We start from the raw sequence: 12,534 nt of genomic DNA on the forward strand, positions 1-12,534 counted from the left end.
CTCGAACACTCAATCGTCGTCGTGACTGTCCTCTCTGCGCAGCGACGGGAGCAGCAACGAACCGGCGCCCGCGAGGAGGAGGAGCAAAGCCTGGGTGGCCGCGGGGGCGGAGGTGGCGTCGTGCAGGGGCCAGGCCCAGATGCTGGGCCGGTTGTGCACGAGGCCAAAGGAGACGCAGGCGAAGGGGAACACCGCGGTGGCGATGGAGGCCAAACGCGCGCCGCCGAGCCACCGGAGGATGAGGGCGAGGCCGAGGTAGCCGCTGAAGTCGCGGGCCAGAGCGGTGGCTGCGGTGCCGGCGCCTGCGATGACCGAGACAGCGGCGGTCACGACGCCGGTCAGGACACACAGGGCCATGAAGGCCGCGTCCCATCGCCTGACGGCTCGGACGGCGACACGTTCGGTGAGGCGGTCGGCGCGGGCCTGCCCTTCCAGGATCAGGCAGACGGGGACCAGTGGGAGGAGCGAGGACATGGGCAAGTCGAACGTCAGCCCGCCGACCACGACCGGGATGGGGACTGTCACCGAGTTCGCGGAGCTACCCAGCAGGATGCAGGCGAGCAGGCCGGCGGCGACGGCGGGGACGTACCTGATGCGGAGCCACCAGATCATCGGGTCGCCTCGAACGATGGTGCTCCGGGGTGGTGGTACTGGGCGGGGTCCAGAACCGGTTTGATGTCACACCGGTTCAGCGTGTCGGCGTTGGCCCGGAACCAGGCCAACTGTTCGTCGCGCGGAAGGGCCATGACCTGGCTGGCAATCCGTACTTCCTGCTCGCGGTAACGTCCCTCGACCGTGCGGGGGGTGACTCCGGCGGTCAGCTTCAGCCAGGACGACAGTGGGGCGACGGCTTCGACACCGGGCCAACGCCCGCCACGTTCCATAGCGCACTGCGGCGCCCGGTTGGGAATCTGCTGGAGTGCGACGAGCGACTGGACCTCGTCCCGGGTGGGCCGGCTGGAGAACGGGGACACTGGGGCGGAGTCAGTGAGGCCAGCGGCCTGGAGACGCAGCTGCGCCTGGGTCGCCCACTCGGTGATGTTCGCAGCTTCGGCCTTCTGCTCGGGCCACAGGCACACCCGTGGTGTGGTCGTGGTGCAGGTCTGTTCGCTCGCCGGCCGGGCACTTGCCGCGTGGTAGCCGAGCGGCCCGGCGATCCACGCCCCCGCGGCGGTGGTCACCACTAGCGTCACGGCGGCGGTCAGCCGACGCCTTTCGCGCAGCGCCGTCCAGATCCAGGCGGCCGCGAGCAGCCCGAGAACCGCCACTGTCGGAGCTGCCAGCGCCCTGAGGGCGGGGACCTCGTCCAGGGCGCAGCATTCTGTGAGGTTGCGGCCGTTGAGCTGGCGGACCCAGAAGGCGTCGAGGGTGGAGGGGTAGGCCATCCAGAGGAAGCTGGCAACGAGGGTGAGGGGTACTGCCAGGAGGCGGGGCAGGGTGAGGCCGAGCGCGTAGCCGACGGTGGTGTGGGCGAGGACCACCAGGAGTTCGACCGTGATGACGGTGGGGGTGGGCCAGCCCGGGAGGCCGCTTGCCTGTGGGATGAAGACGGCGAGGGCGGCGAGGACGGACAGGGCGCCGAGTGCGAGGACCGGGGCCAGCGCGGACAGGGCGATGGCGGTGGTGGAGCGGGCGGGTGCGGTGTCGAGGACGGCGGAGCGGCGGACCTTGAGTCCTTCCCAGGCGCCGCAGGCCGCGACGGCGGGAGCGGTGAAGTTCAGCAGGAAGGAGCTCTGGGCGGTGACAGAGGGCCAGTAACCGTTGGTGATCCACCCGGTCATCTTGCCGCTGTACATAAGGATCCAGACCAGGGCGATGGGTGCGGCACGCAGGGCCGCGGAGGTGCGGATGACGGTGCGCCAGGGCATGGTCAGACCTCCCCGGCGACGATGCCGGCGTAGGCGGCCTCGGCGCGACGTTCCGCAGGGACGTCGCGGGGCGCGAGTGCGAGGAAGGAGTCGATCGGGCCCTGGTGGCGGACCTGGCCCCGGTCGAGCAGGACGACCGAGTCGTAGATCTCGGCCAGGTCTTCGGTCTGGTGGGTGGAGACGACGAAGCTGGTGAGGTGGCGCAGTTCGGCGATCAGTTCGCGGAAGACGCCGCGCTGCACCGGGTCCAGCCCTGCGGTGGGCTCGTCCAGGAGGACCAGTTCCGCGTCGTGGACGAGTGTCTGCGCGATGCCCAGGCGGCGCAGTTGTCCTCCGGAGAGTTCGGCGCTGCGCCGGCTAGCGAGTGTGGAGAGCCCCACCTTGTCGATGGCTCGCTGCGACCGCTGCCAGGCCTCGGCGCGGGACATGCCCTTCAGCCAGCCCGCGTAGGCTGCCTGCTCCCTGACCCGTAGGCCCGGGACTGGGCGTACCTGCTGGGGGAGCCAGCCGACCTTGCGCCGGTACGCCTTGAGGTCCTTGCTCGTACGGGTGTCGAGCCCGTCGAGGGTGATGCGGCCCGTCTCGGGCCGGAGTGCGGAGGCGATCAGTCCTAACAGGGTCGACTTGCCGGCGCCGTTGGGGCCGAGGAGCACGCTGCAACCCTTTTCGAGGCGAAGGCTGAAGTCCTTCAGGATGTGGGAGTCCCGACGGTAGCTGAAGGAGCATTCGGTTACTTGAACAGGCATTGTTTATTGATCCACTTCGCAAGGCGGCTGGCCAGAGGGGCACTGCGCATCAATTCGGCCGAATGGCGAGACTGGAGAAGTCTGTGTACTTTTTGAATGGCTTCGATGATCCACAAATGCCAACGAACTTCTTGTGGATTTGCCATGTCCGAGCCGGGGCGGCATCAGGTCAGGGCGTGCGGCGAAGATCCATGGAACGAACCTGGCGGACGTCATGGGGCGCAGCTCAGGACTTTGCGGCAAGTGCCGTCCGGGGCCGGCCGGCAGGGTTGGTCGGCGAGCGAGGCCGTGGTCGTCCAGGCAGGCGCTCGAGCGGATCGGGTGGATGGCGGTCGCACTACCGTTGATCTGCACAGATGTCCTTCTTGAGTGCGGCGCCGCCGGGGTTCGTCGCGAGAGTTCGGATCCGATCATGCCTCACGCGCACGGCCCCTGCAGGGACTTGCGGAAACTCCCGATCGGCAAGTATCACAAACTACCCATACCATCCCAATTTGGTACTGTGGGACTTTTTGTACTCTGGGGTAGATTTCTAGAAATTTCCAATAAGCCTGTGCAATTGATCGACTTGGCGTTCATTTTCCTGGCTCTTGGCCGATTTGCAACCCTCGCCGAATTCGCGCCAAGTATCGAACGATTCTGGAAATCCATTCGCTTGAGACTCGTACGTGTGCGTGAATACTTTCGGTATCCGGGATCTCTGGAAGCCGGCTTCGCCAAAGAGCGAAGTCTCCGAGAGAGGGGAGTGACGTGCACGTCACTGGATTCATGCGGCGCCGCGCAGGCGTCGTCCTGGCAACACTCGCAGCGGCCACACTCGCCGGAACGGTGCCGGCGAACGCCGAAGGCAGCTGGAGCTCCTACATCTCCTACTGGGGCTACAACAGCGAGTCCCGCCGGTGGACCGACAACCACGCCGACGGGAACTGGACCAGCGTCAGCTTCAGCGGCTGCTCGGACAACGGCTCGGGCTACTTCGCCACAGGCAACCCCACCACCGTCGAGCTGGACCGGGACATCTCCTGGTCCCCCGACACCAGCTACGGCGGCCGCGGCAACTTCTGCAACACCGTCGACTGGGGCGAGCGCACCGACAAGGGCCAGTACTACTTCATCCACAAGAGCGACTTCCGGCTGAGCGTCGACTCGGTCTACACCGCCTACTGAGCATGGAGAAGACAGACATGCAGCTCACCGGATTCATGCGGCGCCGCGCAGGCGTCGTCCTGGCAACACTCGCGGCGGCCACACTCGCCGGAACGGTGCCGGCGAACGCCGAAGGCGGCTGGAGCTCCTACATCAGCAACTGGACCTACAACAGCGAGTCCCGCCGGTGGACCGACAACCACGCCGACGGAAACTGGACCACCGTCAGCTTCAGCGGCTGCTACCACAACGGCTCGACGGACTGGTTCAACCGAGGCGGCACAGCGGAGATCGAGCTGGACCGGGACATCTCCTGGTCCCCCGACACCAGCTACGGCGGCCGCGGCAACCAGTGCAGCACCGTGAACTGGGGTGAGCGCACCGACAAGGGCCAGTACTACTTCATCTTCAAGGGTGACTTCCCGCTGAGCGTCGACTCCGTCTACACCGCCTATTGATCACACCAGCCCTGACGTCACCAGCCAGCGCGCTGGGCGAAGGCACTTGCCTTCGCCCAGCACGCTCCCGCTCGCACGGACCCAGCCGAGCCCAGCAGCGTAGACATCACCCCCGAGGTCTACGGGGATATTCGGGCTGGCGCGGTCCGCATCCGCGCCAAGACGGCCCGTGCCGTCGCGCTCGCCAGCGTGCTGGGCCGCGACAGGGCCGGCCAAGGCCTTCGGACAGGGCGCCGCGGCGGGGCATTTCGCCGACGACGACCTGGTCTCCGTCCTGGAGCACATCGTGGTCGGCAAGCCCGTCGGGATGTCGTGCACTCTGGACGAGGCCCAGTCCGTCCAGAGCGCCACTGCCGCCCGGCGGGCCCTGGGCCAACAGCCGACGGCGGCAAGGGAGCCGACGGTCGACTGACCGTGGTCAGTCGCCGACGAACCACAGGTACCGGCGCGTTCCTTGAGCGACGACGGACACAACTCGCCGGCCTGCGCGACCCAGTCACCGCCACAAGCGGCCGGGAGCCGGTCGAGTTCCGCCAGCAGCCGTGGCACCTGCCGATGATTGAAGACCGCATCCCCATACGGTGTCAGGGCCGAGAGCATCGGGAACAGTGCCGGATCCAGATCCGCGAAAGCGGAAGTCCACGGCACGCCCGCCTTGGCCCGGGCCACGACATCGCGGCTGTCACCGCACACCTGCATGTTGATCGCCTGCCGAGCCCGTCGGCGCCCGACTCGACCCTCGGAGGAATGTGCGACCAGGCGGCCGGCAAGACCCTGGTCCTCGATGTCATGGGCAGGTCCTCTCCGCGCCGGCGGGGTCGGCCGCCGCCTCGGTTACCCCGCGCCCCAGCACCATGAACCGATGGACGACCCCGTGAGGGACCCCATCGAAGGATCTACGAGCAGGCCTGGAGAGAAGGACACATCACCAAGGACAACCCTGCCGCCCGCTCCTGGAGAGGTCGGAGTTGGCACACCAAGCAATAGCCGGGGTCTCTGGACTCCACCAAAGACCCCGGACCGCTCCTTCGAACGCCACCTTCTTCCCGCTCCTGCGGAGACGACGCGAGGTGAGGCCCGCCCTCAAGGCCTTCCCACCGCCTCGCGATCGTCCTGCACGTCCTCGGACGGCTCGTCGCTCCAGCGGAACCACATCTTGCGGCCCTGACCGGTCATCGAGGTCGAGACCGACCAACCGTCCCGCACCCCGCACGACCGGCCTGGCGTGTAACAGGCAAGGCTCCCCTTCGCCAGCCGCACCCCCTCTCCCGGCCACGTGCCCCCGAGCACCGGTCGGGCGTGTTCGGAGTTCCCGCCGTCACCCCACGTCAGAGCGGTCGGCAGGTGACCCCCGGTCGAAGCCCCAGCCACCCGGCCCCGGAACCCCTGGTTCACCCCAGAACAACGCACCCCACGCCTTGCGAAAATCCCGGATGGAAATGACCGAGAACACGCTGGGCCAGAGCGTGTTCGATTGACCCTCAGGAAAACGGTCTGAATACTGATCGAGCACGATGCAACAGAAACTCGTTGCACAGCAGACTCCGATTTGTCATTTCATTCGACTGGGGAGGATCTATGTTCTCGAACGCGAGGAAGGTCGTGGGCTCGATGGCCGTGGCCTTCGCTTCGGCGGCCGCGCTCACCGTGGCCGTGCCGTCCGGCAATGCCTTCGCCATCGACCACGTCGCGTGCGACGGGAGCCGCAATGACTTCCTGAAGATCTGGTCGCACCTCGACGGCCGTGACAGCGTCGACTGCTACGCGAACGGCGGGTCGATCGGCTTCGGCGGGTGGTGGGTCGACCGGATCTCCACGGGGAACAACGACCTGGTCTACTCCGACGCCAACGGCGACTCGGTGAGGATCAATCGCTGGACCGACATCTCGTTCCCGAACCACCCGCCGAAGGTGGACTCCATCCGGATCCTCTGAAGAACCGGCGGAGCGGCCCCAAAACGGAATTCGCCCGGCCTCATCACCTCAGGTCTCCGCGCCACTTGGGTCGCCGTCGCATCTTCTGTGACGTGAATTCCCTCCGCCCCGGCTCATCGGTGCCGGCCACGCCCTCCGGGCATGGCCGGCACCGGCCTGTGATGCTGCAACTGTCCGCCGGCCGATCCCGGGATGATGCCGATAGGACCATCCCGCTGGCGCGGGGAACAGCGGTTCATCGCCGAGCACAGAGATCGTCTGCGGGGACCACCACCGCTGGCGCGGGGAGCAGCAGCAACCCTGCGGCGATGGAGATGCCAGCGAAGGACCATCCCCGCTGGCGCGGGGAGCAGTGGTACATGGTCGAGATACTGATCGGCTTGTCGGGACCATCCCCGCTGGCGCGGGGAGCAGCTGCTCGCCGAGCACCTCGCCGAGGCGGGCTTCGGACCATCCCCGCTGGCGCGGGGAACAGGGTGCCGTGCTGACCGATGCGCTCGCGAGCCGGGGACCATCCCCGCTGGCGCGGGGAGCAGCTCGCACTCTAGTTCTACAAGCGGTCGAAGTCGGGACCATCCCCGCTGGCGCGGGGAGCAGAGTTCATGGCGACGTGGGGGCACGCGGACCGCGGGACCATCCCCGCTGGCGCGGGGAGCAGCTGGCGGCCGCCGACACTCTCGTCGACGGCAGGGGACCATCCCCGCTGGCGCGGGGAGCAGAGGGCCGCGATCTGGCGTTCCAGTGCGGCAACGGGACCATCCCCGCTGGCGCGGGGAGCAGCCACCGCGCGGCCAGCTCCTCAGCTGGTCGATGGGACCATCCCCGCTGGCGCGGGGAGCAGACACCACGGGCAAGACGGGTGGTGGCACCGTCGGGACCATCCCCGCTGGCGCGGGGAGCAGGCCAGATCGCCCCCGCCGCTGGTCGGGACGTCGGGACCATCCCCGCTGGCGCGGGGAGCAGGGTCGGGGTCGACCAGCAGGCCGGTCTGGATGGGGACCATCCCCGCTGGCGCGGGGAGCAGCTCCCTGGGGGATTGTCCTTCGACTCGGCCCAGGGACCATCCCCGCTGGCGCGGGGAGCGGGGAGCAGGGATCTTCGACGGTCCACGAGCCATACAAGGCGGGACCATCCCCGCTGGCGCGGGGAGCAGCATCCCCCGCCCCGGAGGAAGCACGTGAACCGAGGACCATCCCCGCTGGCGCGGGGAGCAGGGAGGCATGCGCGGCGGGGACGGGTCGCAGGTGGGACCATCCCCGCTGGCGCGGGGAGCAGGACCACGATTCGGGGTTGTTGTGGTTGTTGTTGGGACCATCCCCGCTGGCGCGGGGAGCAGTCCCCGATCGCCGGGTTGCCCTGGAACGCCGAGGGACCATCCCCGCTGGCGCGGGGAGCAGGTGGCCTGCTTCTCGGCGCGGCGGGCCTCGCGGGGACCATCCCCGCTGGCGCGGGGAGCAGTGGGCGGCCATCTTGCGGAGCTTGCGGTGGAGGGGACCATCCCCGCTGGCGCGGGGAGCAGACATGACGACACACCAGCACACCCCGGCCGCGGGGACCATCCCCGCTGGCGCGGGGAGCAGCTCCTCGCGCAGCTCCAGGACCAGCAGGTCGAGGGACCATCCCCGCTGGCGCGGGGAGCAGTCTGCGTGACCTGGGGCTTTAGCCGGCTGCGGGGTGAAACTCAGCCACTTCCACCGATTCGGACAAACAAGGCATAGTTGCCGTTCCTCTCTCGGGTGCGGCCTTGGCAATCGCTGGAGCGCGACCGGGCACTATCGTCGATCATCCATCCCGTCGCTGACAATAGCCAGTCCCTTCGGCAGGCAGCCGATCGAATCACCTGCAGGGACCCACCCTCCCCCCTGCGGGTCGTCCCGGCGGGCACGGAGAGTCAGGGCGGCGACCAGCGCGCCGCCCCCCAGGGATCACCCCCGAGGCGCGGGGGCCGGCCCGGTCCGTGCCCTCGCGCAGCGGGTGCACCGTCTCCAGGAGTTGAAGAAGACGCCGGGCACTGGTGTCAGTGGCGCGGGCCCGTCCGGCGGTCGCCGGGACGATGGCGCGCGGGTCCGGCAGTACTGGGGTCCGGCTTCCCTGGCGCCGCCGTCGGACGTCAGCTGCTGACCTGTGCGTCCGCACCGTCCGCCGGCGGCATGATCGGTGCGAGCGCTGCGACGGGCGGGCACCCGCCACCTGGGTCAACTCCTCGGAGCGAGTCCGACCGATTGAACGGCCAACCAGACGACCGGGCCGCCCCGTTCAGGCGGCGTTCGTGACTCGCTCAGGCCTCGGCCCCACGCCCGGTCACCCTCGAACGACGACCGCCCCCGGTGACCACCACACCATCCACGGGAGCGCTCCCACAGATGTGCGCCCAACGCCTTGACGCCTCCGAGCGTTCATGGGTTGATAGCGGAGAGCCCGAGGCTCACCATCATCTCACCTTCACAGCAGTCGAATTGATGCAATCAGCGGCTTCATTCGGCCACTGCGATCGCCCACCGGGGAAGCCGTACGACGGCCGCACTCGATGAGATATGGGAGCGATCCCACGTACTTCATGGGCCACCGATACACCCCCCTGGGTCCCCCACCCGAAAGGACTCCCCCATGCCTTCCGGCCACCACAGCAGCGGGCGCCCCCGCCGCAGGCCCCTGCTCCACCGGCTGCGCGCCCTCGCCGCGGTCGCGGCGCTCGGCGCCGCCGCGCTGCTGCCCGTCGCCACCGCCGCCCCCGCACAGGCCGCCGCCCGCGTCGACAACCCCTACGCCGGCGCGGGCGTCTACGTGAACCCCGAGTGGGCCGCGAACGCCGCCGCCGAGCCCGGCGGCAGCGCCGTGGCCGGCCAGCCCACCGCTGTCTGGCTCGACCGCATCGCCGCCGTCAACGGCACCCCGGGGCACCTGGGGCTGCGCGGACATCTGGACAACGCCGTCCGACAGGCGGCGGGCAAGCCCTTCGTGGTCCAGCTCGTCGTCTACGACCTGCCCGGCCGCGACTGCGCCGCCCTCGCCTCCAACGGCGAGCTCGGCCCGACCGAGATCGGCCGCTACCGGACCGAGTTCATCGACCCGATCGCCGCCGCGCTGGCCGACCCCGCCTACGCCGGCCTGCGGATCGTCACCACCGTCGAGATCGACTCGCTGCCGAACCTGGTGACCAACGCGGGCGGCACCGCCACCGCCACACCGCAGTGCGACACCATGAAGGCCAACGGCAACTACGTCAACGGCGTCGGCTACGCGCTGGCCAAGCTGGGCGCCGTCCCGAACGTCTACAACTACGTCGACGCCGGCCACCACGGCTGGCTCGGCTGGGACTCCAACCTCGGCCCCGCCGTCGATGTGCTCCGCCAGGCCGCGACGGCCGCCGGCTCCACCACCGCCAACGTGCACGGCTTCATCGTGAACACCGCCAACTACTCGGCCCTGAAGGAGCCGTACTACACGGTGGACGACTCGGTGAACGGCGCCTCGGTGCGCCAGAGCGCCTGGGTGGACTGGAACCGCTACGTCGACGAGCTCTCCTACGCCCAGGCCTTCCGGCAGAAGGCCGTGGCCGCGGGCTTCGACCCGGCCATCGGCATGCTGATCGACACCTCGCGCAACGGCTGGGGCGGCGCGGCCCGCCCGACCGGCCCCGGCGCCCGGACCAGCGTGGACAGCTACGTGGACGGTGGTCGGACCGACCGCCGGTTCCAGACCGGCAACTGGTGCAACCAGTCCGGGGCCGGCCTCGGCGAGCGCCCGCGAACCGCACCCGAACCGGGCATCGACGCCTACGTCTGGGTGAAGCCCCCGGGCGAGTCGGACGGCGCCAGCCGGCTCGTCCCCAACGACGAGGGGAAGGGCTTCGACCGGATGTGCGACCCGACGTACACCGGCAACGCCCGCAACAACTTCCACCTCTCCGGCGCGCTGCCGAACGCACCGCTGGCCGGCTCCTGGTTCTCCGCCCAGTTCCAGGAGTTGCTGAAGAACGCCTACCCCCCGGTGACCGGTGGCGGCACCGGTGACACCACGCCGCCGAGCACCCCGGCCGGGCTCCGCTCCACCGGTGCCACGGCCGCCACCGTCTCGCTGGCGTGGACGGCCTCGACCGACGACGTCGGGGTCACCGGGTACGACGTCCGCCGCAACGGCACGCTGGTCGGCTCGACCTCGGGCGCCGGCGCCACCTCCTACACCGACAGCGGGCTGACCGCCTCGACCGCGTACGGCTACACCGTGGCGGCGCGTGACGCGGCGGGCAACTCCTCGGCGGCCTCGGCGGTCCTCACCGTCACGACGGCCACCGGCAACGGTGGCGGGACCACCGGCTGCACCGCGACCTACCGGATCAGCAGCGACTGGGGCGCCGGCTTCAACGCCGATGTCACCGTCACCAACACGGGCACCGTCGCCGCCACGGGCTGGAAGGTCACCTGGACCTGGGGTGGCACCCAGCAGATCACCAACCTGTGGAACGGCGTCCTCACCCAGTCCGGCACCGGCGTGAGCGTCGCCAACGCCCCGTACAACGGCGCCCTGGCGGCGGGCGCGAGCACCGGCTTCGGGTTCGGCGCCGGCTACTCCGGAAGCAACGCCGCGCCGACGCTGAGCTGCACCGCGAGCTGACGCCCCGGCCGACCGGTGTCGGCCCCGCCACGACGGCGGGGTCGACACCAAGTGCGGGGTCGACGCCAAGTGCGGGGAAGACACCACGGCGGAGCCGACACCGACTGCGGAGCCGACACCGACGACGGCGTTCAAGGCGCCTCCCCCGCACACGTCCTGACGCACAGTCGGCATCAGGCGGAGTCGCGTACCACCAGCTCCGTCGCCAGCACCACCTGACGGCTGCCCCGGTGCCGTCCGGCGATCTCCTCCAGAAGGAGCCGGGCCATCGTCCGCCCCATCTCCTCGATCGGCTGCCGGACACTGGTCATCGGCGGCTCGGTGTGCCGGGCGACGATCGAGTCGTCGAAGCCGATCACCGCGACCTGGTCCGGCACCCGCCGACCGGCGGCGCGGAGCACCTGCATGGCCCCGGCGGCCATCACGTCCGAGGCGCAGAACACCGCGTCAAGGTCGGGCCGCCGCTCCAGCAGGGCCCGCATCGCCTGCCGCCCGCCCTCCTCGGTGAAGTCGGCCGGCCCCACGAGGTCCTCCTCGTAGGTCCGCCCGGCCTCCTCCAGGGCGCGCCGGTAGCCCTCCAGTCTCGCCAGCGCCACCTCCATGTCCGGCGGGCCGGTGATGGTGGCGATCCGGGCGCAGCCGCGCCGCAGCAGGTGCCGGACGGCCATCCTGGCGCCGCCCGCGTTGTCGGCGTGGACATAGCTGAGGACCTCGTGGTCACTGCGCCGGCCGGCCAGGACGGAGGGGATCTCCAGGCTCTCCAGCAGCCCGGGCAGCGGGTCGTCGCGGTGCACCGCGACGAGCAGCACGCCGTCCACCCGCTGGGCCGCCAGGTAGGCGGCCAACCGGTCCCGCTCGCGCTGGTTGCGGACCAGGATCAGCAGCAACTGCATCTCGGTCTCGCTGAGTTCGGCCGCGACGCCGCTGATGATGTCGGAGAAGTAGGGCTCGGAGAAGAGCCTGGTCTCCGCCTCCGGGACGACCAGGGCGACGGCATCGGTCCGGGAGGTGACCAGCGAGCGCGCGGCCCGGTTCGGCACGTAGCCGAGCTCGGCGATCGCCGCCTGGACGGCCGCACGGGCTTTGTCGCTCACCCGTGGCGAACCGTTGACCACCCGGGAGACCGTGCCCCGGCCCACGCCCGCGAGGGCCGCCACCTCCTCCAGGGTCGGCCGTGCCGAGCCCCGCGGGCCACCGCCCGACGTGCCGGCCGTCCCACTCGCCGCCTGTCCCATCGTCCACCTCTCCAAGACCTCGCCGCCCGGGACCGCCGCGCAGGGCGGCGCCCAGGGGACCATCCTCCTCCACCGTGACACCCGCGACACGACGCGGGTACGCGGGCACCCGGGCACGACGCCCGACGCCCGCCCCGGCGGGCCATCGGCCACAGGACACGTTCGCGCAACGGATGGCGCGATCCGCCTTGACACTCGGCCCGATCACCCAGCAACCTTCCCCTAGTGTATTTGGGAGCGCTCCCACGAAGGGCGTTCACCTTGGCGGCCCGCCGCGACCGGGGCCGCCATCCGACGCCCGCCGCGGACCTGAACGGTCCCGAGGCCCGGTCGCCCCACCCGATGACTGACCGTCAAGACATCCACAGAGCCAGCGAAACGGGGCACTGCGGGCTCCCACCAACCCCGACCGTCAACGGGCCCGAGCTCCAGCAGACCCACCAAGTACCGCCAAGTACCGCCAGGACACCACAACACCGGAACACCCCACCACCGGACACCGGAACACCGGCCGCCGCGTCATCCGGACACC

Annotated in this window: 9 protein-coding genes and 1 CRISPR repeat array; of the genes, 5 read left to right on the forward strand and 4 right to left on the reverse strand. The window is 69.9% G+C overall.

Annotated features, from left to right (window positions below; genetic code table 11):
* Positions 1 to 9: 9 nt before the first annotated feature.
* Genes ACFXHB_RS11655 through ACFXHB_RS11665 form a run of 3 tightly spaced genes read right to left on the reverse strand, consistent with a single transcriptional unit; the run spans position 10 to position 2,614 of the window.
* Entirely contained in the window at positions 10 to 612 is a 603-nt protein-coding gene (locus tag ACFXHB_RS11655; RefSeq protein ID WP_380573799.1) for a hypothetical protein, read from the reverse strand.
* Positions 609 to 1,868 carry a hypothetical protein gene (locus ACFXHB_RS11660; RefSeq protein ID WP_380573800.1) on the reverse strand — a complete coding sequence of 420 codons (1,260 nt, stop codon included), beginning with the start codon at positions 1,866 to 1,868 and terminating at the stop codon, positions 609 to 611. Before ACFXHB_RS11660 ends, ACFXHB_RS11655 begins: the two co-directional genes overlap by 4 nt.
* Positions 1,869 to 1,870: 2 nt before the next feature.
* On the reverse strand, positions 1,871 to 2,614 hold the full coding sequence (locus ACFXHB_RS11665) for an ATP-binding cassette domain-containing protein (RefSeq protein ID WP_380573801.1): 744 nt from the start codon (positions 2,612 to 2,614) through the stop codon (positions 1,871 to 1,873).
* A 768-nt stretch (positions 2,615 to 3,382) separates the two neighbouring features.
* Between ACFXHB_RS11665 and ACFXHB_RS11670 the strand changes: the two genes are divergently transcribed.
* From ACFXHB_RS11670 to ACFXHB_RS11690, 5 genes are all read left to right on the forward strand, one after another.
* Entirely contained in the window at positions 3,383 to 3,781 is a 399-nt protein-coding gene (locus tag ACFXHB_RS11670; RefSeq protein ID WP_380573802.1) for a hypothetical protein, read from the forward strand.
* Between the two features lie 2 nt (positions 3,782 to 3,783).
* Entirely contained in the window at positions 3,784 to 4,218 is a 435-nt protein-coding gene (locus ACFXHB_RS11675) for a hypothetical protein (RefSeq protein WP_380573803.1), read from the forward strand.
* A gap of 169 nt (positions 4,219 to 4,387) precedes the next feature.
* The gene (locus ACFXHB_RS11680; RefSeq protein WP_380573804.1) at positions 4,388 to 4,630 is read left to right on the forward strand and encodes a hypothetical protein; all 243 of its coding nucleotides are present in this window, start codon (positions 4,388 to 4,390) and stop codon (positions 4,628 to 4,630) included.
* Positions 4,631 to 5,796: 1,166 nt separating this feature from the next.
* Complete coding sequence (locus ACFXHB_RS11685; RefSeq protein ID WP_380573805.1) at positions 5,797 to 6,153, forward strand: beta/gamma crystallin domain-containing protein; 357 nt, start codon at positions 5,797 to 5,799, stop codon at positions 6,151 to 6,153.
* Between the two features lie 202 nt (positions 6,154 to 6,355).
* Positions 6,356 to 7,794: direct repeats of the CRISPR family, unit length 29 nt; unit sequence GGGACCATCCCCGCTGGCGCGGGGAGCAG.
* Positions 7,795 to 8,760: 966 nt separating this feature from the next.
* Complete coding sequence (locus ACFXHB_RS11690) at positions 8,761 to 10,767, forward strand: glycoside hydrolase family 6 protein (protein ID WP_380573806.1); 2,007 nt, start codon at positions 8,761 to 8,763, stop codon at positions 10,765 to 10,767.
* Between the two features lie 173 nt (positions 10,768 to 10,940).
* Here ACFXHB_RS11690 and ACFXHB_RS11695 read toward each other — a convergent pair whose 3' ends face one another.
* Positions 10,941 to 12,002 (reverse strand): LacI family DNA-binding transcriptional regulator, encoded by a 1,062-nt coding sequence (locus ACFXHB_RS11695; RefSeq protein ID WP_380573807.1) that lies wholly within the window; start codon positions 12,000 to 12,002, stop codon positions 10,941 to 10,943.
* Positions 12,003 to 12,534: the final 532 nt, after the last annotated feature.

Source organism: Kitasatospora sp. NPDC059327, assembly GCF_042752535.1.
GTDB lineage: Bacteria > Actinomycetota > Actinomycetes > Streptomycetales > Streptomycetaceae > Kitasatospora.